19 protein-coding genes are annotated in these 21,181 nt (G+C 57.9%); 9 read left to right on the top strand and 10 right to left on the bottom strand.

Translation table 11 applies throughout. The annotated features are described in order from the left end of the window. The first annotated feature begins 46 nt into the window (after window positions 1-46). Together aceA and QRN85_RS07835 are read left to right on the top strand one after the other, a co-directional pair. The gene (gene aceA / locus QRN85_RS07840; RefSeq protein ID WP_284757336.1) at window positions 47-1,336 is read left to right on the top strand and encodes an isocitrate lyase; all 1,290 of its coding nucleotides are present in this window, start codon (window positions 47-49) and stop codon (window positions 1,334-1,336) included. Between the two features lie 68 nt (window positions 1,337-1,404). Then, complete coding sequence (locus QRN85_RS07835) at window positions 1,405-1,650, top strand: SMc00767 family acetate metabolism repressor (RefSeq protein ID WP_113099985.1); 246 nt, start codon at window positions 1,405-1,407, stop codon at window positions 1,648-1,650. A gap of 9 nt (window positions 1,651-1,659) precedes the next feature. Here the strand turns inward: QRN85_RS07835 and QRN85_RS07830 are convergent, their stop codons facing one another. The 3 genes from QRN85_RS07830 to QRN85_RS07820 form a co-directional block, all read right to left on the bottom strand. Next, window positions 1,660-2,532 (bottom strand): LysR family transcriptional regulator, encoded by an 873-nt coding sequence (locus tag QRN85_RS07830; RefSeq protein WP_284757335.1) that lies wholly within the window; start codon window positions 2,530-2,532, stop codon window positions 1,660-1,662. Between the two features lie 252 nt (window positions 2,533-2,784). Continuing rightward, entirely contained in the window at window positions 2,785-2,916 is a 132-nt protein-coding gene (locus QRN85_RS07825) for a hypothetical protein (RefSeq protein WP_280136377.1), read from the bottom strand. A gap of 141 nt (window positions 2,917-3,057) precedes the next feature. Beyond that, entirely contained in the window at window positions 3,058-4,242 is a 1,185-nt protein-coding gene (locus QRN85_RS07820) for a BaiN/RdsA family NAD(P)/FAD-dependent oxidoreductase (RefSeq protein WP_284757334.1), read from the bottom strand. Window positions 4,243-4,371: 129 nt separating this feature from the next. On the opposite strand from QRN85_RS07820, the gene QRN85_RS07815 reads away from it, so the two are divergent. From QRN85_RS07815 to QRN85_RS07790, 6 genes are all read left to right on the top strand, one after another. Further along, window positions 4,372-5,808, top strand: a complete 1,437-nt coding sequence (locus QRN85_RS07815) for a glutamine synthetase family protein (protein WP_062586560.1) — start codon at window positions 4,372-4,374, stop codon at window positions 5,806-5,808. A 10-nt stretch (window positions 5,809-5,818) separates the two neighbouring features. Further along, a complete protein-coding gene (locus QRN85_RS07810) occupies window positions 5,819-7,105 on the top strand; it encodes an NAD(P)/FAD-dependent oxidoreductase (RefSeq protein ID WP_284757333.1) in 1,287 nt (428 codons plus the stop codon). A gap of 154 nt (window positions 7,106-7,259) precedes the next feature. Continuing rightward, window positions 7,260-8,735, top strand: a complete 1,476-nt coding sequence (gene zwf / locus QRN85_RS07805) for a glucose-6-phosphate dehydrogenase (RefSeq protein WP_062586557.1) — start codon at window positions 7,260-7,262, stop codon at window positions 8,733-8,735. Window positions 8,736-8,745: 10 nt separating this feature from the next. Continuing rightward, window positions 8,746-9,444, top strand: coding sequence for a 6-phosphogluconolactonase (gene pgl / locus QRN85_RS07800; RefSeq protein WP_113093991.1), 699 nt, complete (start codon window positions 8,746-8,748; stop codon window positions 9,442-9,444). A gap of 110 nt (window positions 9,445-9,554) precedes the next feature. Continuing rightward, complete coding sequence (edd, locus tag QRN85_RS07795; protein ID WP_284757332.1) at window positions 9,555-11,375, top strand: phosphogluconate dehydratase; 1,821 nt, start codon at window positions 9,555-9,557, stop codon at window positions 11,373-11,375. 9 nt (window positions 11,376-11,384) lie between these two features. Continuing rightward, window positions 11,385-11,750 (top strand): nuclear transport factor 2 family protein, encoded by a 366-nt coding sequence (locus QRN85_RS07790; protein WP_284757331.1) that lies wholly within the window; start codon window positions 11,385-11,387, stop codon window positions 11,748-11,750. A gap of 9 nt (window positions 11,751-11,759) precedes the next feature. Here QRN85_RS07790 and QRN85_RS07785 read toward each other — a convergent pair whose 3' ends face one another. From QRN85_RS07785 to QRN85_RS07760, 6 genes are all read right to left on the bottom strand, one after another. Next, window positions 11,760-12,116, bottom strand: coding sequence for a hypothetical protein (locus QRN85_RS07785; protein WP_062586553.1), 357 nt, complete (start codon window positions 12,114-12,116; stop codon window positions 11,760-11,762). A 300-nt stretch (window positions 12,117-12,416) separates the two neighbouring features. After that, complete coding sequence (locus tag QRN85_RS07780) at window positions 12,417-13,505, bottom strand: ABC transporter ATP-binding protein (RefSeq protein WP_284757330.1); 1,089 nt, start codon at window positions 13,503-13,505, stop codon at window positions 12,417-12,419. A gap of 20 nt (window positions 13,506-13,525) precedes the next feature. Further along, the gene (gene bglA / locus QRN85_RS07775; RefSeq protein WP_162734573.1) at window positions 13,526-15,202 is read right to left on the bottom strand and encodes a beta-galactosidase BglA; all 1,677 of its coding nucleotides are present in this window, start codon (window positions 15,200-15,202) and stop codon (window positions 13,526-13,528) included. A gap of 6 nt (window positions 15,203-15,208) precedes the next feature. Continuing rightward, entirely contained in the window at window positions 15,209-16,369 is a 1,161-nt protein-coding gene (locus QRN85_RS07770) for a carbohydrate ABC transporter permease (RefSeq protein ID WP_113093994.1), read from the bottom strand. A 1-nt stretch (window position 16,370) separates the two neighbouring features. Further along, a complete protein-coding gene (locus QRN85_RS07765; RefSeq protein ID WP_162723509.1) occupies window positions 16,371-17,384 on the bottom strand; it encodes a carbohydrate ABC transporter permease in 1,014 nt (337 codons plus the stop codon). 116 nt (window positions 17,385-17,500) lie between these two features. Continuing rightward, a complete protein-coding gene (locus QRN85_RS07760) occupies window positions 17,501-18,862 on the bottom strand; it encodes an ABC transporter substrate-binding protein (RefSeq protein WP_284757329.1) in 1,362 nt (453 codons plus the stop codon). A 280-nt stretch (window positions 18,863-19,142) separates the two neighbouring features. Between QRN85_RS07760 and QRN85_RS07755 the strand changes: the two genes are divergently transcribed. Beyond that, window positions 19,143-20,180, top strand: a complete 1,038-nt coding sequence (locus QRN85_RS07755; RefSeq protein WP_062586546.1) for a substrate-binding domain-containing protein — start codon at window positions 19,143-19,145, stop codon at window positions 20,178-20,180. Between the two features lie 10 nt (window positions 20,181-20,190). Here the strand turns inward: QRN85_RS07755 and folD are convergent, their stop codons facing one another. Continuing rightward, window positions 20,191-21,090 (bottom strand): bifunctional methylenetetrahydrofolate dehydrogenase/methenyltetrahydrofolate cyclohydrolase FolD, encoded by a 900-nt coding sequence (folD, locus tag QRN85_RS07750; RefSeq protein WP_284757328.1) that lies wholly within the window; start codon window positions 21,088-21,090, stop codon window positions 20,191-20,193. Between the last annotated feature and the right edge of the window lie 91 nt (window positions 21,091-21,181).

Raw genomic sequence — 21,181 nt, 5'->3', positions numbered from 1 at the left:
GTAAGGATGTGTGGCTTTTCTGACGGTTTTGACACGGGAGAGAGACATGACTGATTTTTACAAACTGGTTCCGAGCGCGCCTCACGGTCGTTTCGATGGTATCGAACGCACCTACACAGCCGCAGACGTGGAGCGCCTGCGTGGCTCCGTCACCATCCAGCATTCTCTCGCCGAAATGGGCGCGAACCGGCTGTGGAAGCTCATCAATGAGGAAAGCTACATCAATGCACTTGGTGCGCTCTCCGGCAATCAGGCCATGCAGATGGTTCGCGCGGGGCTGAAGGCGATCTACCTGTCCGGCTGGCAGGTTGCGGCAGATGCCAACACGGCATCATCAATGTATCCGGACCAGTCGCTCTATCCGGCCAATGCGGCACCTGAACTGGCAAAGCGCATCAACAAGACGTTGCAGCGCGCAGACCAGATCGAAACGGCAGAGGGCAAGGGCCTGTCCGTCGACACATGGTTTGCGCCCATCGTTGCCGATGCGGAAGCCGGGTTTGGCGGGCCCCTCAACGCCTTTGAGATCATGAAGGCTTTCATCGAGGCGGGTGCTGCAGGCGTACATTACGAAGACCAACTGGCATCAGAGAAGAAATGCGGCCATCTGGGCGGCAAGGTTCTGATCCCGACAGCGGCACATATCCGCAACCTGACGGCAGCGCGTCTGGCTGCCGACGTCATGGGAACGCCAACGCTGGTCATTGCCCGCACGGATGCGGAAGCTGCCAAGCTTTTGACCTCCGATATCGATGAGCGAGATCAGCCCTTCGTGGATTATGATGCCGGGCGAACGGTGGAGGGCTTCTATCAGGTCAGACACGGGCTGGAGCCCTGCATCGCCCGCGCCAATGCCTATGCGCCCTATTGCGATCTCATCTGGTGCGAAACATCAAAGCCGGATCTGGAGCAGGCAAAGCGCTTTGCGGAAGGCGTGCACAAGGTGCATCCGGGCAAGAAGCTGGCTTACAATTGCTCTCCGTCCTTCAACTGGAAAAAACATCTTGATGATGCGACGATTGCCAAGTTCCAGCGCGAGCTGGGTGCCATGGGCTACAAGTTCCAGTTCATTACCCTTGCCGGGTTCCACCAACTCAACTACGGCATGTTCGAACTGGCACGCGGCTACAAGGACCGGCAGATGGCAGCCTATTCGGAGCTACAGGAAGCGGAATTCGCCGCCGAAATCAACGGCTACACCGCCACCAAGCACCAGCGCGAAGTCGGCACCGGCTATTTCGATGCGGTCTCGGTCGCCATCTCCGGCGGCACGTCATCCACAACGGCGATGAAGGAATCGACCGAACACGACCAGTTCCGCCCGGCTGCTGAATGACGACTTGAGATAAGCACTTGCGACAAGCAACACACAGGCATCAAGCCCATTGAACGGAGGAAAAGACAATGGCTTCGATTTCCAGAGTTAGAGAACGTACCGAGGAGCAATCCTCGTCCATGAGCCAGGAGCAGCAAAGCGCCATCCGCGTGCTCGCCAATGATCTGCACCGCCTCAACCAAGCCGTCATGAATGCGGTCGAGGCCGGTGTTTCGGTCGAGCTCGTCCGCTCCGCCCGCCACCACGGCGGCGATGGAAACTGGGGCGACCTCATGATCCCCGTCATCGTCGCACAGGGCAAGGCGGCAGCGTGACCCTCGATCTCAAGCCGGGCGGTTATGCCGTCCGGCAAAAAGATCGGAATGACCCTTGATCAATTTCACCATGCGGTCCGCCACCGTTCTGATATCGCGACGGTGGCGATCTTCATTGTTCATGACGATCCATTGCTTATGGCGTAGCTCCTCGATCACCTCGCCCTCTCGCACCAGTCGCGCTTCCGCATCGCCGATGAAGCAGGGCAAGACGGCAACGCCAGCACCAGCCAATACCAAATCCAGCAAAGCAGTCGGGCGATTGACCGAGACTACGATGTTTCCTGCCTTGTTTTCGTGCGGCCATCGCAGATAAGCGGAAATCGCGCTCTCACCAGAAACGGCCAGCCAGCGATCGGTAATAGAAGCTGCGGCATTGCGCAACCGATACGCCGCATAAGCAACGTCGCCGCTCTTGATGGCGGCAAGGTTCCGTTCTTCCGGCTCAAAAGCCCGGATGCCGATATCGTTCTCACGATGTGAGAGGCTTGCACGTTGTTCTGCCACGAAGAGATCGACGCGGAAGTCATCGCGCTCAGTGCAGATTGCGGAAAAATTGGTGGTCAGGAGACGGGCGTTCCACGTTCCGGCGGCAATGCGAACAAGTGACGAGGCAGCAGCGGACTTTCGCCAGCCATCGATATTGCGCGCCGCATCTTCCATTGCCTGCAACTCGTCAAGCAGCGCTCGGCCATCTGATGTCAGCACATAGCCGGCCTGGCTTCGGATGAAGAGAGATTTGCCAAGGGATTGCTCAAGCTCCAGCATTCGCCGCCCGATGGTGGCCGCGCTAAAACCGGTCGCAGCGGCAGCGCCGGTCAGGCCGCCGCTTCTAGCGACATCCAGGAAAATCTGAAATGCATCCCAACCGAGGTTTTTCATAAGTGAAAAACATAGGGCATTCTTGGCTGCATATAAATCAAAAAAGATCGCTCATGCTGAAGCCCTCAAAAGATGGAGGTTGCTATGCAAGAGCTTTATTCGGCACTGGTCTTGTTGAATATCACCCGCACGGACAGGCCAAGAAGCGGGCGGGAGGAAGAAGACAGGTTTTACGCCGACGCGGCGCAACAGTCTGCGCCTTGGCGACTTGCCAGAGCCGCGATTGTTCGTTGCGGTGAGGCTACCCTAAGCCTAGTGCAAAAGCACCAGAAACGCAGCGATAGCGCCAGCCGAAATAAGGCTGAGCCGGAAGGCGTAGACTGCGTTGTCACTGGCTGTGCGAGCGATGGCAATAGCACGGGCGGGTTTTCTGGACATCATCATGAGCGGCTTCCTGAACGAGAAACATAACCGATCGATGCCGGGTTCCGGCGTCCAGCGAGACATCATGTATCAACTTGCGTTGTGCTGGCATTCGATCAGCATGACTCCGCCCTCTTAATAAGGCATTAAGATGTCGAGGCTTTACACAGATTCCCCGGCGGCATGTCCCGAAGCCCATGCCCACTGGAAATTGTAGCCACCGAGCCAGCCCGTCACATCCACGCACTCGCCTATGAAATAAAGGCCCGGGACAGTTTTCGCCTGCATCGATCTGGAGTCGAGATGGGACGTATCGACACCGCCGAGCGTGACTTCTGCGGTGCGGTACCCTTCCGAGCCGGAGGGCTTGATCTGCCAATCCTGCGCATGTGCCGCCAGCGTGTTAAGGGCTTTGTCCGAGAGGTCGGCGAGATGGGTGGAGATGCCGGCCAGTTCCACCAGATGCTGGGCAAGCCGCTTCGGCAGAATTTCGCTAAGCGCAGTCTGCGCAGACTGGCGGCCATTGACCTTCTTGGCGGCTTTCAGATGTTCGGCCACATCAAGTTCAGGTTCAAGCCGCAGGCGAATGCTATCGCCCTCTTTCCAGTAGGAGGAGATTTGCAGGATGGATGGGCCGCTCAAGCCGCGATGGGTAAAAAGCAGCGCCTCACGGAAGGACGTCTTTCCGTGCGAAATTTCGGCAGGCACGGCGACACCCGAGAGCGCCGCGAGCTTTTCCAGCTGCGTCGGTTCCAGCGTCAGCGGCACCAGGCCGGGGCGGGTCTCGATCATGCCAAGGCCGAACTGCTCGGCAATGCGATAGGCAAAGCCAGTCGCACCCATTTTTGGAATGGATTTTCCACCTGTCGCCAGAACCAGACTATCTGTTTCAATGACGCCAGACGATGTCGAAACCCGAAAGCCGCCCGTGGGAATGGCGTCGACAGAGGCGATCTCCGTTTGCAGCCGCAGCTTTGCCCCGACGGCCTGCATTTCGGCCAGCAACATACGGATGATATCCTTGGCGCTGTCGTCGCAGAACAACTGGCCAAGCGTCTTTTCATGCCAGGGGATGCGGTGCTTCTCGACAAGGGCTATAAAATCGCTCGGCGTGTAGCGGGCCAGAGCCGATTTGGCGAAATGCTGATTGCTGGACAGGTAGTTCTTCGGCCCCGCATGGATATTGGTGAAGTTGCAGCGACCGCCGCCGGAGATGCGGATTTTTTCGCCCGGAGCCTTTGCGTGATCGATGACAATGACGGAACGACCGCGCTGACCGGCACGGATGGCGCACATCATGCCAGCAGCGCCCGCGCCCAGAATCAGCACATTACATTTTTCCGTCATGGAGTTTCCCTAGTTTCAGTGTACTTCCTCTTTTCGAAGTCCGACCCGTTGTCAATGGCGCTTTCCCCCCTCGCCAATTGCCAAAGTCTGGTTATGATGACGCCAATTGAAACACACACCCGGTGATTTATGCCTCCCAAGAAAACCATGCTCCGTCCGAAAAAACCGGCAAACATGGCAAAGAAGATACAAGCCGACGTTTCCTCCACACGCGGATGCGCCTCCTGGCGGGAAGCCGCCCAGTGGCTGAAAGCCCGCGGCATCGAAGATATTGAATGCATTACGCCAGACCTTGCGGGCGTTCCCCGCGGCAAGATGATGCCGACCGCCAAGTTTACAGGCGATACATCGCTTGCCCTGCCATCGGCCCTCTACCGCCACACGATTTCGGGCGAATATCCGGATGAAACGGCGAATTTCCGTTACGAGCCGCGCGACAGCGACTTGAAGCTGGTTCCCGATCTGTCGACGCTCTGCGTTGTACCCTGGGAAAGCGACCCCACCGCGCAGGTCATTTGCGATGTTGTGGATCAGGAAGGCAAATACGTTCCCTATACGCCGCGCAACGTGCTGAAAAATGTGCTCGACCTCTACAAAGACAAGGGCTGGAAGCCAGTCGTTGCCCCCGAAATCGAATTTTATCTCGTCGCCATGAATGACGACCCCGACTATCCGCTCCATCCGCCCAAAGGCCGATCGGGGCGTTCCATCGTCGGCGGCCAGAGCTATTCCATTGCGGGTATCAACGAATTCGACGAGTTGATCGACGATATCTACCACTTCTCGGAAAAGCAGGGTCTGGAAATCGACACGCTGATCCATGAAGAGGGTCCGGCGCAGCTGGAAATCAACCTGCGCCACGGTGACCCGATAGAGCTTGCCGATCAGGTTTTCCTGTTCAAGCGCACGATCCGCGAAGCAGCCCTTAAGCACGGCATCTATGCAACCTTCATGGCAAAGCCCATGCAGGGCATGCCGGGTTCGGCCATGCACATCCACCAGTCGGTGGTCGACATCGAAACGGGCGAAAACGTGTTTTCCAACAAGGATGGTAGCCCCTCCAAGGAATTCTTCGCTTTCGTCGGCGGAATGCAGCGTTACGTACCGAATGCGCTGGTCATGCTGGCGCCTTACGTGAACTCCTATCGTCGCCTGACACCGGATATGGCCTGCCCGGTCAACAATGCCTGGGGTTATGACAACCGCACCACGGCGTTCCGCGTGCCGATTTCCGGCCCGTCCGCACGGCGTGTGGAAAACCGCCTGCCAAGCTCCGATGCCAACCCCTATCTGGCGCTGGCGGCATCGCTCGCCTGCGGCTGGCTGGGCATCATGAACAATATCGAGCCGACCGAGCCGACCTATGAGACGGCCAATGAGGGCTCGATCGAGCTACCGCGCGGGCTTCTGGAAGCGGTGGCGCTTCTGGAAGGCGAGCCGCAGCTGGAGCGGGTTTTCGGCCATGAGTTCGTCGGTCTCTATGCTGGCCTGAAGCGCGGAGAGTTCGAAACCTTCATGCAGGTTATCAGCCCATGGGAGCGGGAGTTCCTGCTCCTCAACGTGTGAGGACCTGAGCATGGCATGGCAAAGCCCGATATCTCCGGGCGTTTCCTGGTATCAGGACAGTCTGGGTGAACGGCCGCAATATGCCGCGATGGATGGCTCCCGAACGGTTGACGTCGCCATTATCGGCGGCGGCTTTACAGGCTTGCAGGCCGCGTTCAATCTGGCCAAAGCGGGCGTTTCGGTTGCGCTTGTCGAAGGCTATCGTTTCGGCGATGGCGCATCTGGCCGGAATGGCGGCCAGTTCGGCACCGGCCAGCGCGCATGGCCGGATGAAATGGAAAAAGAGTTCGGCTTCGAACGCTCCAAGGCGCTGTTCGACATTGCCGAAAACGCAAAACACTATGTGCTGGATTTTGCCCGCGACCACGGCATCGACATGGAATTTCTGCCGGGACAGCTCAATGTCCTGCATAAGAAAAGCTATGAGAGGACCTATCGTCAGAGCGTCGAGGCCATGCGTAGCCGCTATGGCTACGACCATGTTACCTTCATGGAAAAGGCTGAAACCGCAGAGCGGCTTGGTTCCGATCACTACCATTTCGGCGTTCGTGACACCGGCACTGGCCACATCCATCCGCTCAAGCTCATCGCCGGGCTGGCGAAGGCCGCAAAGGCTGCGGGCGCGCAGATCTTCGAAATGACGCCTGCCAGATCCATCACCCAGAGCGGCGGCAAGACCATGATCGAAACGCCATCCGGAACGATCACGGCGGCACGGGTGCTAATTGCCACCAATGCCCATATCGGCAATCTGGAGCCGGTCACGGCAGCCCATGTCATGCCCATCCGCTCCTTCATCGGCGCAACCGTTCCGCTTGACAGGTTCCCGACCATCATTCCGGGAAAAGAGGCGGTTGCCGACAGTCGCTTCGTGGTGCGCTATTTCCGCAAGACGCCGGACAACCGGCTGCTGTTTGGCGGCAGAGAAGCCTACACGGCGGATTCGCCACGCGACATTTCCAAGCACATCCGCAAGCAGATCGCGGAGATCTATCCGGCCTTGCAGGATATCGAGATGACCCATGCCTGGGGCGGATCGGTCGGCATAACGCTGACCCGTCAGCCCTTCGTGCGCGAAGTCATGCCCGGCGTGATGTCGATTGGCGGTTTTTCCGGCCATGGCGTGATGCTGTCAAATTACTGTGGCAAGCTCTATGCCGACATGGTGGTTTCCAGGGACAAGGCGCTTGAGCAGTTTTCGTCACTCGACGTGCCCTCCTTCCCCGGCGGCACGGCATTGCGGGCACCTTTGCTGTTCCTTGCGCTTTCTTGGTACGCATTGCGTGACAGGTTCTGACCGGACACTATAAAAAGAAACTTAAAGACATGCTCTGTAACAGCAATTACAATAGCTTATGAGCAAAAAACAGAATTTTGCACAACACGTCTGGCATTTTTAAATCGATTAGATTATGGATGCCTCCAACACATGAGAGATCGAGAGAATCGGTATGAGCAGTCAAATCATTCCAGTAGAGCCCTTCGATTGCGTCGTCTTTGGCGGCACTGGCGACCTGGCCGAGCGTAAGCTTCTGCCAGCTCTCTACCACCGGCAGGTGGAAAACCAGCTGTCGGAACCAACGCGCATCATCGGCGCCTCCCGTTCGGTTATGACCCATGACGAATATCGCAAATTCGCTCAGGATGCTCTCAAGGAGCATTTGAAGAAGGGCGAATATGACGACGAGCAGGTTGCGAAGTTCTGCGCCCGCCTGTTCTATATCCCGGTTGACGCAAAGTCCGATGGCGGCTGGGACAAGCTGAAGAAGCTTCTGGACGAAGGCAAGGACCGCATTCGCGCCTTCTATCTCGCTGTCGCTCCGGGCATTTTCGGCGATATCGCCTTCAAGATCCGTGACCACAAGCTGATTACCAAGTCCACGCGCATCGTCGTGGAAAAGCCGATTGGTCGCGATCTGGCGTCGGCGCTGGAGCTCAACGACACGCTGGGCAACGTTTTCAAGGAAGAGCAGATCTTCCGTATCGACCACTATCTCGGCAAGGAAACCGTGCAGAACCTGATGGTGCTGCGCTTTGCCAATGCGCTTTACGAGCCGCTGTGGAACTCCGCGCATATCGACCATGTGCAGATCACAGTTGCCGAATCCGTTGGGCTTGAGGGCCGCGCCGGATATTACGACAAGGCCGGTGCGCTGCGCGATATGGTCCAGAACCATATTCTCCAGCTTCTGTGCCTCGTTGCCATGGAACCCCCCTCTTCCATGGATGCGGAAGCGGTGCGTGACGAGAAGGTGAAAGTTCTTCGTTCGCTGAAACTGATCGACCAGTCCAACGTCGAGAAGCTGACGGTGCGCGGCCAGTACCGCGCGGGCGCTTCCGCTGGCGGTCCGGTCAAGGGCTATCTGGAAGAGCTGGAAGGCGGCGTCTCCAACACCGAGACCTTCGTTGCCATCAAGGCAGAAATCGCCAACTGGCGTTGGGCGGGCGTACCCTTCTACATCCGCACCGGCAAGCGTCTGGCCACCCGTGTGTCCGAAATCGTCGTTACCTTCAAGCAGATCCCGCATTCGATCTTCGACGATGCTGCGGGTAAGGTAGAGGCCAACAAGCTGGTCATTCGCCTGCAGCCGGACGAAGGCGTCAAGCAATCGCTGCTCATCAAGGACCCCGGCCCGGGTGGCATGCGTCTGCGTCAGGTCTCGCTCGATATGAGCTTTGCCCAGGCCTTCAATGTCCGCAGCCCCGACGCCTATGAGCGCCTGTTGATGGATACGATCCGTTCCAACCAGGCCCTGTTCATGCGTCGTGACGAAGTGGAAGCGGCGTGGAAGTGGGTCGATCCTATCTTGAAAAGCTGGGAAGCGGTCAATCAGGGCGTTCAGGGTTACACGTCAGGCACATGGGGCCCGAGTGGCGCGATTGCGCTGATCGAACGTGATGGTCGTACATGGCACGAAGCCGAGTGAGGAAATGCGAATGATTGCGCAGGAGCATATCTTCAATAGTGGCACCGAATTGGCCGAGACTCTGGCAAAGGAAGTTGCCGACCGTCTTGGACGTGCACTCGAAGAGCGCGGTACGGCAAGCATTGCCGTTTCCGGTGGCTCTACTCCGAAGCTTTTCTTTCAGGCACTGTCCCGGCATGAGCTGGACTGGAAAAACATCAGCGTGACGCTGGTGGATGAGCGTTTCGTGCCGCCGGAAAGCGACCGTTCCAACCACAAATTGGTGGCGGACAATTTGCTGCAGAACGCAGCTGCATACGCCTATTTCGTGCCGCTCTATCAGTTTTTTGCAACACCGGAAGACGCTGCAACGCTGGCAACCGTCAAGACGGAAGCAATCTGCGATCCATTCGATGTCGTGATCCTTGGAATGGGAACGGATGGCCACACCGCCTCCTTCTTCCCCGGCGGTGACAATCTCGAAGAGGCACTCGATCTGGACGAGGAGCGCGCCGTTTTGCCGATGGCAGCGGAAACCGCAGGGGAAGAACGGCTGACGTTCAATCTTTCCGCGCTTCACGATGCCCGTTTTCTCGTGCTGCACATTGAAGGTGCGGCAAAAAAGGAAACGCTGGAAAAGGCAAAGTCCGATCTGGACGAGGAAGACATGCCCGTACGGGCCGTGCTCAACCGCGCGGATTCGCCCGTACATATTTACTGGGCGCCCTGAGCTCCGTCGCGTTGCCGCGGCGACCTTAGGTGCCTGAAACAACAACATGATCACCGGCTGACGGTCCCAAGCGTCCAGCCGATGGTCTCCAGAAAGACAGGATGAACGCCATGGCTGCCGACCCTCGTATTCAGGCTATCACGGCCCGTATTGTCGAGCGCTCGAAACCTTACCGCGAGATCTATCTCGAAAGGCTTCGGCTTCAGGTCTCCAAGGGCGTTCATCGCTCCGTTCTTTCCTGCGCCAATCTCGCGCACGGATTTGCCGTCTGTTCCCCCGCCGACAAGGCCATCCTTGCCGGCGACAGGGTTGGAAATCTCGGCATCATAACGTCCTATAACGACATGCTCTCGGCGCATCAGCCCTTTGAGGTCTACCCCAACATGATCCGGGATGCCGCGAAGGAAGCGGGCGGCATTGCGCAGGTTGCAGGCGCGGTTCCGGCCATGTGCGATGGCGTCACGCAGGGTCAACCGGGCATGGAGCTGTCGCTGTTTTCTCGCGATGCGATTGCCATGGCGGCGGGCATCGGCCTTTCCCACAACATGTTCGATGCGGCGGTGTTTCTCGGCGTCTGTGACAAGATCGTGCCGGGTCTTGTCATTGCCGCGCTGACCTTCGGCCATCTGCCATCCATCTTCATTCCCGCGGGGCCAATGACATCTGGCCTGCCGAATGATGAGAAATCGCGCGTTCGCCAGCTTTATGCCGAGGGCAAGGTTGGCCGTGCGGAACTTCTGCAAGCCGAGTCCAAGTCCTATCACGGCCCCGGCACCTGCACCTTCTACGGCACCGCCAATTCCAACCAGATGCTGATGGAAATCATGGGCTTCCACATGCCCGGCTCGTCCTTCATCAACCCCAACACGCCGCTTCGCGATGCGCTGACGCGGGAGGCCACCAAGCGGGCACTGGCGATTACCGCGCAGGGCAATGAATTTACGCCAGCGGGCGAAATGATCGATGAGCGCTCCGTGGTCAACGGCGTTGTCGGTCTGCACGCCACGGGCGGCTCGACGAACCACACGCTGCACCTCATCGCCATGGCGCGCGCCGCTGGCATCGTGTTGACCTGGCAGGATATTTCCGACCTCTCGGACGTGGTGCCGCTTTTGGCCCGCGTCTATCCGAACGGTCTGGCGGATGTGAACCATTTCCACGCAGCCGGTGGCATGGGCTTCCTCATCAAGCAGCTCTTGAAGCAGGGCCTTGTGCATGACGATGTTCGCACCGTCTTCGGTCAGGGGCTTGAAGCCTACACGATCGAGCCGACGCTGAACGACGATGGGACGGTCGCGCGCAGAGCTTCGCCTGAAGTCAGCCATGATCCGAAGGTTCTGGCCAGCATCGAAACGCCATTCCAGCCAACCGGTGGCCTGAAAATGCTGACCGGCAACCTAGGCAAGGCCGTGATCAAGATTTCCGCCGTCAAGCCGGAGCGCCATATCATTGAAGCACCGGCAATCATCTTCCATGACCAGCAGAGCCTGCAGACCGCCTTCAAGGAAGGCCGGTTGAACCGTGATTTCGTGGCCGTGGTCCGCTTCCAGGGACCAAAGGCCAATGGTATGCCGGAACTACACCAGTTGACGCCACCGCTCGGCGTGCTGCAGGACCGTGGCTTCAAGGTCGCGCTGGTCACCGATGGACGCATGTCGGGTGCGTCGGGCAAGGTGCCTGCGGCCATTCACATGACGCCGGAAGCAGTCGATTGCGGTCCGATTTCTCGCATCCGCGATGGCGACATGATCCGCCTTGATGCCATCACCGGCACGATCGAGGTTCTGGTCTCTTCCGCCGAATTGTCTGCCCGCGAACCCGCGACAGCCGACCTTTCTGACAATGAATGGGGCATGGGCCGCGAGCTGTTTGCACCCTTCCGGCGCAGTGTTGGCGCAGCCGATCACGGTGCGAGCGTGTTTTCGAACTGAGCCGACGCAATGGATCCGCTGAGCCCCGCCTACCCCGTCCATATGCAGCTTGAGGCATATAACGCTCGCGACATGGATGCTTTCATGATGTGGTGGGCAAGCGACTGCCAGTATCATGTCTTTCCCGATCAACTCGTCGCCAATGGCGCCGGGGAGATACGCGAAAGGCATGTCGGGCGGTTCAAGGAGCCGAACCTTTACGGCAAACTGCTCAGCCGCATCGTGTCCGGCAACACGGTGGTCGACCATGAAACGGTGACGCGCACCTTCCCGGAAGGCCCCGGAGAGGTGGATGTCATCTGTATCTACGAGGTCGTTGAGGGCAAGATTGCCAAGGCGTGGTTCAAGCTCGGAACAGTCCGGCTGCACCACTGACCGGTTTGACTACCAGGCGCGGATATCGAGTTTGCGATCCCTGTGGGCCGGATGCGTGCTGAACACGAAAATACGGTCCATTTCCTTCTTGCTCAGAATATGCAGGAACCGGACCTGGATTGTGTTGTTCGGGTTCACCTTCATCAGCAGACAACCAATTTTGGTAATCCGCGCATCGGGAATATCCAGATAGAACTGCTGGGGAAGGTTGTACTGCGTCATGAGCGCGAGTACTGCCTCCGATTGCGAGATTTTGACAACGTCGCAGCGACGTGACGCCATATTCATCACGGCTTTTTCGGTATATTCGATACGCGCAGCATTCATTGTGTCTTCCATTTTGAAACGACCTTCGCGGTCGTACATGAAAGACTCTTCCTTGCTGAGATAGGTGGGTTTGCCGACGTCTGCCCGGGAGTTCACTGGGGGATCCCTCTGTTATTATTCAAGGGTGAAGACTAGCCAGAACTGATTAACAATTTCTCTCGGCGTTTCGATATGGAACAGATGCCGGAGGAGCCTGTGGATAACGGGAAACCCTATCGCGCCAGCATAGGGAAACACATCTCAAGCAATTGATGTAAAACGATTTTATGAGATCTGGAATGAATATTCCAGGCTGGAACGGCCTCGTTTCATGGTTACGAAGCCGTTCAAATCGGCGGTTTACCGGCGATAGGTGCGACCTTCTCCGTCAAAGAGATGCAGTTTTTGGGACGGTGCAGAAAAGCGCAAAAGCTGACCTTTTTTGACCTCGGCTATGCCGGGTATTTTCACGATGATCGGCTCCTGGCCATCGGGTGCTTCCAGATAGAGCAATGTCACTTCGCCAAGAGCTTCGACGATGGAGACCTTGCCCTCGAAAAGGTATTCGTCACCGGTCGCGATAGCCAGATCTTCTGGACGCACGCCGAAGGATGCGGACTTGCCCTTTTCACTCTCACTGGTTGCAATGTCGACCGAGAGGGTTTTGCCACCAATGAGCTCTATCGATGTGCGGGCGCCGCTGGCCGTAATCTTCGCCGGAATGATGTTCATGGCCGGTGACCCGATGAACCTCGCCACAAAGAGATTTGCCGGGTTTTCATAAAGCTCAAGTGGAGCACCCACCTGCTCTACACGGCCTGCATTAAGGACGACGATCCTGTCGGCCAGCGTCATGGCCTCCACCTGATCGTGCGTGACGTAGATCATCGTCGTATCGGCCATCTGCTCGCCAAGCTTGGCGATCTCGATGCGGGTCGCCACCCGCAGCGCGGCATCTAGGTTGGACAGCGGCTCATCGAACAGGAAGACTTTTGGATTGCGGCAAATGGCGCGACCAATGGCGACACGCTGGCGCTGGCCGCCCGAGAGTGCCTTCGGCAGGCGTTCCAGATATTGCGTCAGCTGCAGGATATCGGCAGCGGCGCGCACGCGACGGTCGATCTCCTGACGGCTTTCCTTGGCAATTTTCATCCCGAAGGCCATGTTGTCATACACGGTCATGTGCGGATACAGCGCATAGGACTGGAAGACCATGGCAATGCCACGCCGCGACGGCGGGATTTCGTTGACCAGCTGCCCGTCAATATACATCTCGCCGCCGGAAATTTCCTCCAATCCGGCAATCATACGCAAAAGCGTGGACTTGCCGCAGCCTGACGGACCGACAAAGACGATGAATTCGCCCTGTTTGATATCAAGATCAATACCGTGCAGGACTTTGACCTGCCCGTAGGATTTGCGGATATCCTTCAGAATAACGCCAGTCATGCGGTGTCCTCCCTCAATCTTCAGGCGTGGCGGGCGAAGTAGGCGCCCCATGCCGGTAATGTAACTTCGTTGCCGCTCTGCTCTGCGGAGAAGCCGTGACCGTCGAGCACCTGCCAGTCACCCTGCGGCAGTGTCACCACAGAGGGTTCTGCCGAGAGGTTGAACAGGCACAGCACGGTCTCATTGCCAAGCGTGCGCGTATAGCTCGACACCGTGCCAACGACCGGCTGGAACTCGATTGTGCCCTTTGCAAAGGCCGGATGCTGTTTGCGGAACGTCAGGAAGCGGCGGTAGTGCTCCAGCACCGATGTCTCATCGCCCTGCTGGGCGCTGACGGCGCGTTGCTTATGCTCTGCCGGAATGGGAAGCCATGCCTTCTCAGCCGTGGAAAAGCCTGCCAGTGCGTGGCCAGCATCCCAAACCATCGGTGTGCGGCAACCGTCACGGCCCTTGAACTCCGGCCAGAACTGAATGCCATAGGGGTCCTGCAAGTCTTCAAATGCGATGTCGGCTTCCGTCAGCCCAAGCTCTTCGCCTTCATAGATGCAGACCGAACCGCGCTGCGTCATCAACAGGGCGGAAAGAACCTTTGCAAACGCATCCTTGTCTTCCACCACATCGCCCCAGCGGCTGACATGCCTGACAACATCGTGGTTGGAAAAGGCCCAGCAGGCCCAGCCCTCGGGCGCTGCGCGGGCGAAATCCGCCTGCACATCGGCAACGCGCTGCGGCGTCAGGGCATCGGGTGCCAGAAACTCAAAGGCATAGCACATCTGCATCTTGTCATCGCCGGAGGTATATTCACCGACGATCTCAAGGCCACGCTGGCTGTCACCCACTTCCCCGACAGCGGCGATATCCTGAAACTCATCCAGCACAGCGCGGAAGCGTTTCAGAAATTCCAGATTTTCCGGGCGGTTCTTGTCGTAGATATGTTCCTGGAAATTGTAAGGGTTCACGGCAGGCGCGGTGGACGCGTTGCGGCGCTCCGGGGCGAGTGCCGGATTGTTGCGCAGTTCCTTGTCGTGGAAGTAGAAGTTGATGGTGTCCAGACGGAAGCCATCAACGCCACGCTCCAGCCAGAAGCGGGTAATGTTGAGCAGTTCCTGCTGAACCTCCTCATTGTGCAGATTGAGATCCGGCTGCGAGGTGAGGAAGTTATGCATGTAATACTGCATACGGGTGGGGTCCCACTGCCAGCCGGAACCGCCGAAGATGGAGAGCCAGTTGTTGGGAGGCGTGCCATCCGGCTTGCCATCGCTCCAGACATACCAGTCCGCCTTCGGGTTCTGGCGGCTGGAGCGGCTCTGCACGAACCATGGATGCTGATCAGACGTATGCGACAGGACGAGATCGATCATGACGCGGATGCCAAGGCGGTGCGCTTCGGCAATCAGCCCATCGAAATCCGCCAACGTGCCGAACATGGGATCGACATCGACATAGTTGGAGACGTCGTAACCGAAATCCTTCATGGGCGAGGTAAAGAAGGGCGAAATCCAGATCGCATCCGCGCCAAGCTTGGCGATATGTTCCAGCCGCGAAGTGATGCCCTTGAGATCGCCAATGCCATCGCCGTTGGAATCCTGATAGGAGCGCGGGTAGATCTGGTAGATCACGGCACCACGCCACCAATCCTTATCGGGCACGAGAGCGGAAGAGGTCATTTCGGTATCCTGTCTGGTATGGGCATTCATTATGGATCAGCCTCCCTTGACCGAGCCTGCCAGCAGGCCGCGAACAAGGTATCGTTGGAGCGCGAAGAAAACGCAGAGCGGCACGATGATAGTGACGAAGGCCGATGCGGTAAGGATTTCCCAGTTGCCGCCGCGTGAGCCGAGCAGCGCATTGAGCGCTCCGGTCAAGACCAGCTCGTCCTTCTGCGTGCCAAGGAAGACCATGGCGACGAGCAGATCGTTCCATGTCCAGAGGAACTGGAAGATGGAGAAGGAAGCAAGAGCCGGGAATGACAGAGGCAGGATGATCTTGACGAAGATTTCGAAATCGCTGGCGCCATCGACGCGCGCACTTTCGATGATTTCCTTCGGCAGACCGGAAATATAGTTGCGAAGCAGGTAGATGGCGAGCGGCAAGCCAAAGGCCGTATGCGCCAGCCAGATGCCCGCATAGGTCTTGGATGGCACACCGAAGACATTGCCAATCCAGTTATAGAGCTGCAACAGCGGGATAAGCGACATCTGCAACGGCACGACGATGAGGCCGACGACCATCGCAATCATCAAGGACCGGCCGCTGAACTTCATCCACGACAGGGCATAGGCCGCAAAGGCTGCAATGAGGATCGGAATGACGGTGGCAGGGATGGCGACGGTCAGCGAGTTGACGAAGGACTGACCGATGCCTTCCGAGGTCAGCACCGTACGGTAATTGTCGAGCGTAAAGATGGGCGGCGTCGCAACCGCAAGATAGACACGCTTGGCACGTGAGCCTTCAAAGCTGGCATTCTTGCTATATTGATAGGTGCCGTCCTCATTGATAACGAGCGTTTCGCCCTCACCCAGATCAGCCACCTCTCCGGCCGGAAAGGCTTCAGGGTCCTGCACACGCACACCAAAGGCGGAAATCTTCCCGCCTGCGCCATTTTCAAAGACATTGCCGGCAATGACGTAACGGTCGCCTTCCTGCTTCTGCGTTGCAGGATCGGCAAGGCGAAGGGCTTCAGTCTGGCTGGAGCTGGAAAAGGCCGTCCACCAGCCGGAAACGACAAGCTGGTCCTTATCGCGCAGTGAGCTGACGAGAATACCGAGCGTCGGCAAAAGCCAGAGCATCACGACAAACAGGACACTGATGTGAACGATGAGACGTGGCAGGCCGATACGGCGGATGCGTGTTGCTATGCTCATATCAACGGCCCTCCATCTCACGGTTTGCCTGGCGGATGTTCCAGATCATGATCGGCGTGACGGCCGCCATGATGACGAGCGCGATGACGGCGCTGCGTCCGCTATCGCCGCCGCCGCGGAACATCCAGTCAAACATGAGGTTGGCGAGAACCATAGTGTTCCACTGGCCGTTGGTCATGGTCAGCACGATGTCGAAAACCTTTAGGACGAGGATGGTGATCGTCGTCCAGACTACGGCGATGGTGCCCCATATCTGCGGCACAAGGATTTTCCAGAATATCTGCCAGCCATTGGCACCATCGATGACGGCAGCCTCGACGGTCTCTTCGGGAATGCCACGCAGGGCGGCTGACAGAATGACCATGGCAAAGCCGGTCTGGATCCAGATGAGGATGATCATCAGGAAGAAATTGTTCCAGAAGGGCATTGAGATCCACACTTCCGGAGTGCCGCCGAAATATTCGACGATGGCGTTCAACAGGCCGATCTGAACCTGGCCCTCGCCTCGATACTCATAAATGAATTTCCAGATGACGGATGCGCCGACAAAGGAAATGGCCATGGGCATGAAGACGATGGACTTGGCGATGTTGCCCCACCAGATGCGGTCGGTCATGACGGCGATGACGAGACCGAAGAAGGTGCAAGCAGCAGGCACGACTGCGAGCCAGAGGATGTTGTTGAAGATGGACTGACGGAAACCCGCATCGAAGAACGCCCAGCGGTAATTGTTCAGCCCGACGAAATTGGCGCCTGTGCGGTCATAAAAAGAGAGAATGAAGGTCGCGATGACGGGATAGACGAGATAAACGGTCAGCAGCAGCAGAGCCGGGCCTACGAAAAGCCAGGGGCGAACCGCCGCACGCCGGTTGAGGTTGCGCGATGCGTGAATGACATCACCATCTTTGACCGGGAAAATGAGCTGTAGCGCCTTGTCGGACAGCCAGTAATAGGCAGCGCAGGCAAAGACGCCGACGATCATCACGCCGAGCGCCGAAACGATCTGGGTAATCATATTCCCTCCCGTAATTCCGTTCTATACCCGGCCTGACAGCGTTAACCCCGTTGCGGCAGAGACATGCGAGAGAAACGGCCCGGCAGCGGAAGATCGCCGCCGGGCGGAATTTTCGGTTACTTCAATCCGTCCCAGGCCTTCTGGATATCGTCACCCACCTGCTGCGCAGATTTGCCCCCGACGAAGTCCACCATGCCTGTCCAGAACGCACCCGCACCGATCTTGCCGGGCATAAGGTCCGAGCCATCGAAGCCGAAGCTGGTTGCCGTGGTGAGGATTTCACCCTGACGCTTGGTCTGCTCGCTGGCATAGGTGTCGAGGTTCACGCCCTTGTAGGGTGTCAGGAAGCCGGATTGCGCCATCCAGACTTCATGCGCAATCGGCGTCTTCAGGAACTCCACCAGCGCGCGAGCGGCCTTGGAATCCTTGGTGATGGTAAAGAGCGTTCCGGCACCCAGGACCGGCTTGCCAAGCTCAGGCTTGGAGGCAAATGTCGGCAGGTAGAAGAAGTCGACATCGGTCCCGACCTTGGTTCCCTCAGGGAAGAAGGACGGAATGAACGAGGCCTGACGGTGCAGATAGCACTTCGGCGGAATATCGAAGAGGCCCTTGGGGCTGTCGCGGAAATCGGTCGAAGCAACCGCAGCCGCGCCACCAGAAACATATTTGTCGTTCTTGGCAAATTTGCCGAATTCCTCGATGGCGGCAACCACGCGCGGATCGTTGAACTTCACCTCATTGGTTGTCCACTTCAGGTAGACATCCAGCGGCTGGGTGCGCAGCATGAAATCTTCGACCCAGTCCGTGCCGGGCCAACCCGTCGCACCACCGGAGCCGAGACCGATGCACCATGGCGTGCCGCCGTCCTCAACGATCTGGTCGGAAAGCTTGACGAGGTCTTCCACGCTTTTGGGAACCTCATAACCGGCTTCTTCGAAGTTCTCAGGTACATACCAGACCAGAGACTTGACGTCCGCCTTGAACGGGAAGGCGAAATAGGCCTTCTTTCCATCCTTGCCGGGATACATGCCAAGATCGACCCAGGACTGGCCAGCGCCGTAATTATCCTTCACCCATTTCGCCGTATCGTCGCCAAGCGGCGTCAGAAGACCCTTTGCGGCAAGGTCGGCCAGCAGGCCGGGCTGAGGCAGAATGGCGACATTGGGAGGAGAACCGGCCTGCGTATCGATGACGATCTGCTGCTCGTAGTTTTCAGAGGAGGAATAGCGCACATTCACGCCGGTCGCATCGGCAAAATAGGCAAGGACCGACTGGAAGAGGGCCTCATCTTCGCCGCGCCATGGGCCGAAGATCGTCAGCGTCTCGCCCTTGAGGGCGGCATTTGCGGTTTTGAAGTCTTCGTAGCTTTTCCAGTTGAACTTCGCGTCGTCCCCGGGCTTGAATTTCAACTCGGCCGCAAGGGCTGCACCCGACAATAGCGTGGCCAAGGCCACGGTCGTCCAGAAAGTCTTCTTCATGTGATCTACCTCCCATCACATTAGCGGACTGCGTCCGCAAAGATACTCAAAGCGCTTTGGCTGACTATTCATCTCACTGAGATGGAAGCAAAGTCAACCCCCAACCGAAACCACTGCGTTTTAGTGATCCCGCCGCCCTTTGCAGATGCATATCTGGCGAGCAAATATTCAGTTTGCATTTGTGGGCAGCAAAGACTCTTGTTAGTATTCAAAGCGGTTTGGTTGATCGGAGTGGAGTGGCGCTACGCCAGCGGATGCCGATGCGGGAGGGGGACGACGAATGAACCTGAAACAATTTTCCCAATTGCTTGGCATATCCCAAACGACGATCAGCCGCGCCCTGAATGGCTATCCTGAGGTCAATGCCGAGACACGCCGCAAGATTATCGAGGCTGCGCAAAAGACCGGCTATCGCCCGAATGCCGCCGCGCAGCGTCTGGCAACGGGGAAAATGGGCTCCATCGGCCTCGTCATGCCCACAGGGCCTGAGCATCAGTCGGACGTGCATTTCGGTGAATTTCTGACTGGTCTTGGGGAAGCATCGGCACGCAACGGCTTTCACCTCGTCATCATGCCGACAGATCCTGCGAATGAAGAAGCCGCATTACGGGAGCTTGCCACCAGCGGCAGCGTCGACGGGCTTTATCTTGCCTATATGAAGAAGAATGATCCTCGCATCGAAATGATGAAAGCCCTGTCCATACCCTTCATGGTGCATGGTCGCTCGTGGGGCATCGAGACCGATTATCCCTATCTCGACGTGGACAATGAGAGTGCATTTCGCGATGCGACCTCTCTTCTGCTGCAGCTTGGCCACCGCAACATCGCCCTGCTGAACGGCCCTGAAGGCTACGACTTTACGTTTCGCAGATACCGTGGCGTGGAGGCTGCCCTTGCCGAACACGGATATGCGCTGACGCCTGACAACGTCATACACAGCGTCATGAATGACGAGGCAGGCTTTTTAAACATGGAGAGACTTCTTGCGCGCGATGAGAGGCCGACGGCTGTTATCTGTGCCTCGACCGCACTGGCTTTGGGCGCGGTGCGATCTCTCAATCAACGGGGATTGAAACCCGGACGAGAGGTGTCGCTGATTGCGCATGATGACGTGCTGCCGCTTTTGAAGCCCGTCAATTTTTCCGTGCCTTTGACCACCACGCGATCTTCCCTGAGGGCCGCGGGTATGCGGATCGCAGAGCGGCTGATCAACCAGATCAAGTCCGGGGAGCCGAACACGGATCAGGAACTGTGGAAGGCAGAGCTGGTGGTCCGAGGATCCACAGGCCCGGCGCCGACCCGCAACGCCGACGCCTGAAGCCTGACTGTCAGAATTTCGGCGCCGACTGTCCCAGTGCACGGTGGGCTGCAATAACCGTGTTTGCCATCAGCATTGCAATGGTCATGGGCCCTACCCCACCTGGAACCGGCGTGATGGCGGCGGCAACCTGGCTTGCCTCGTCATAGGCAACATCCCCCACCAGCCGCGACTTGCCTTCACCCTTTTCGGGGGCGGGAACGCGGTTGATGCCGACGTCGATCACGGTCGCACCGGGTTTGACCCAATCGGCCTTGACCATCTGCGGACGGCCAACGGCCGCAACGAGAATATCCGCCTGGCGGCAGACGGCAGCTAGATCCCTCGTGCGGGAATGGGCCATCGTGACCGTCGCATTGGCGTTGAGCAGAAGCTGACCCATCGGCTTTCCAAAAAGGTTGGACCGCCCGATCACCACGGCATTGAGACCGGAAAGATCATCGCCGTGAATACTGCGCACCAGCAGCATGGATCCGGCAGGCGTACAGGAGATCAGACCCGTATCGAGGTCGCCTGTCGCCAGCTTGCCCGCGTTGAGGACGCTCAGACCATCGACATCCTTTTCCGACAGGATCGACTGAATGACCGTATCGGAATCCAGATGACGCGGCAGCGGGAGTTGCACAAGAATACCGTGGATGGAAGGATCGGCGTTCAGTGTCGTGACCAGGGATTCCAGCTCGGCCTGCGTGGTTTCTTCAGGCAGCGTGTGCTGGATGGAGTTGAAGCCGCACTCTTTGGCCGTCTTGCTCTTGGAGTTGACGTAAGCATGGCTGGCGGGATCGTTACCGACGATGACCACGGCGAGACCGGGTTTGACGCCCGTCTGCTGCTCGAGACTCTGCGCTGCTTCGCGCACGGCCTGGGTTACAGATGCTGCCTTCGCCTTGCCGTCTATCACCACGACCATATGCCTGCCTCCTGGAAACGAGATAGCTGTTGAAAGCCATCCCCCGGGAGGACAGCCTCAGCCGCCCTAATGCTGCGCAGCACTCTGGAAT

This window comes from Agrobacterium sp. fls2-241-TYG-188a (assembly GCF_030209845.1).
Note: the sequence above shows the minus strand (reverse complement) of the source record. Positions and strands in the feature narration are given on the sequence as shown.

Coding starts and splice junctions, on each gene's coding strand:
- aceA (WP_284757336.1), top strand. CDS start 47: ATGACTGATTTTTACAAACTGGTTCCGAGCGCGCCTCACGGTCGTTTC.
- QRN85_RS07835 (WP_113099985.1), top strand. CDS start 1,405: ATGGCTTCGATTTCCAGAGTTAGAGAACGTACCGAGGAGCAATCCTCG.
- QRN85_RS07830 (WP_284757335.1), bottom strand. CDS start 2,532: ATGAAAAACCTCGGTTGGGATGCATTTCAGATTTTCCTGGATGTCGCT.
- QRN85_RS07825 (WP_280136377.1), bottom strand. CDS start 2,916: ATGATGATGTCCAGAAAACCCGCCCGTGCTATTGCCATCGCTCGCACA.
- QRN85_RS07820 (WP_284757334.1), bottom strand. CDS start 4,242: ATGACGGAAAAATGTAATGTGCTGATTCTGGGCGCGGGCGCTGCTGGC.
- QRN85_RS07815 (WP_062586560.1), top strand. CDS start 4,372: ATGCCTCCCAAGAAAACCATGCTCCGTCCGAAAAAACCGGCAAACATG.
- QRN85_RS07810 (WP_284757333.1), top strand. CDS start 5,819: ATGGCATGGCAAAGCCCGATATCTCCGGGCGTTTCCTGGTATCAGGAC.
- zwf (WP_062586557.1), top strand. CDS start 7,260: ATGAGCAGTCAAATCATTCCAGTAGAGCCCTTCGATTGCGTCGTCTTT.
- pgl (WP_113093991.1), top strand. CDS start 8,746: ATGATTGCGCAGGAGCATATCTTCAATAGTGGCACCGAATTGGCCGAG.
- edd (WP_284757332.1), top strand. CDS start 9,555: ATGGCTGCCGACCCTCGTATTCAGGCTATCACGGCCCGTATTGTCGAG.
- QRN85_RS07790 (WP_284757331.1), top strand. CDS start 11,385: ATGGATCCGCTGAGCCCCGCCTACCCCGTCCATATGCAGCTTGAGGCA.
- QRN85_RS07785 (WP_062586553.1), bottom strand. CDS start 12,116: ATGTACGACCGCGAAGGTCGTTTCAAAATGGAAGACACAATGAATGCT.
- QRN85_RS07780 (WP_284757330.1), bottom strand. CDS start 13,505: ATGACTGGCGTTATTCTGAAGGATATCCGCAAATCCTACGGGCAGGTC.
- bglA (WP_162734573.1), bottom strand. CDS start 15,202: ATGAATGCCCATACCAGACAGGATACCGAAATGACCTCTTCCGCTCTC.
- QRN85_RS07770 (WP_113093994.1), bottom strand. CDS start 16,369: ATGAGCATAGCAACACGCATCCGCCGTATCGGCCTGCCACGTCTCATC.
- QRN85_RS07765 (WP_162723509.1), bottom strand. CDS start 17,384: ATGATTACCCAGATCGTTTCGGCGCTCGGCGTGATGATCGTCGGCGTC.
- QRN85_RS07760 (WP_284757329.1), bottom strand. CDS start 18,862: ATGAAGAAGACTTTCTGGACGACCGTGGCCTTGGCCACGCTATTGTCG.
- QRN85_RS07755 (WP_062586546.1), top strand. CDS start 19,143: ATGAACCTGAAACAATTTTCCCAATTGCTTGGCATATCCCAAACGACG.
- folD (WP_284757328.1), bottom strand. CDS start 21,090: ATGGTCGTGGTGATAGACGGCAAGGCGAAGGCAGCATCTGTAACCCAG.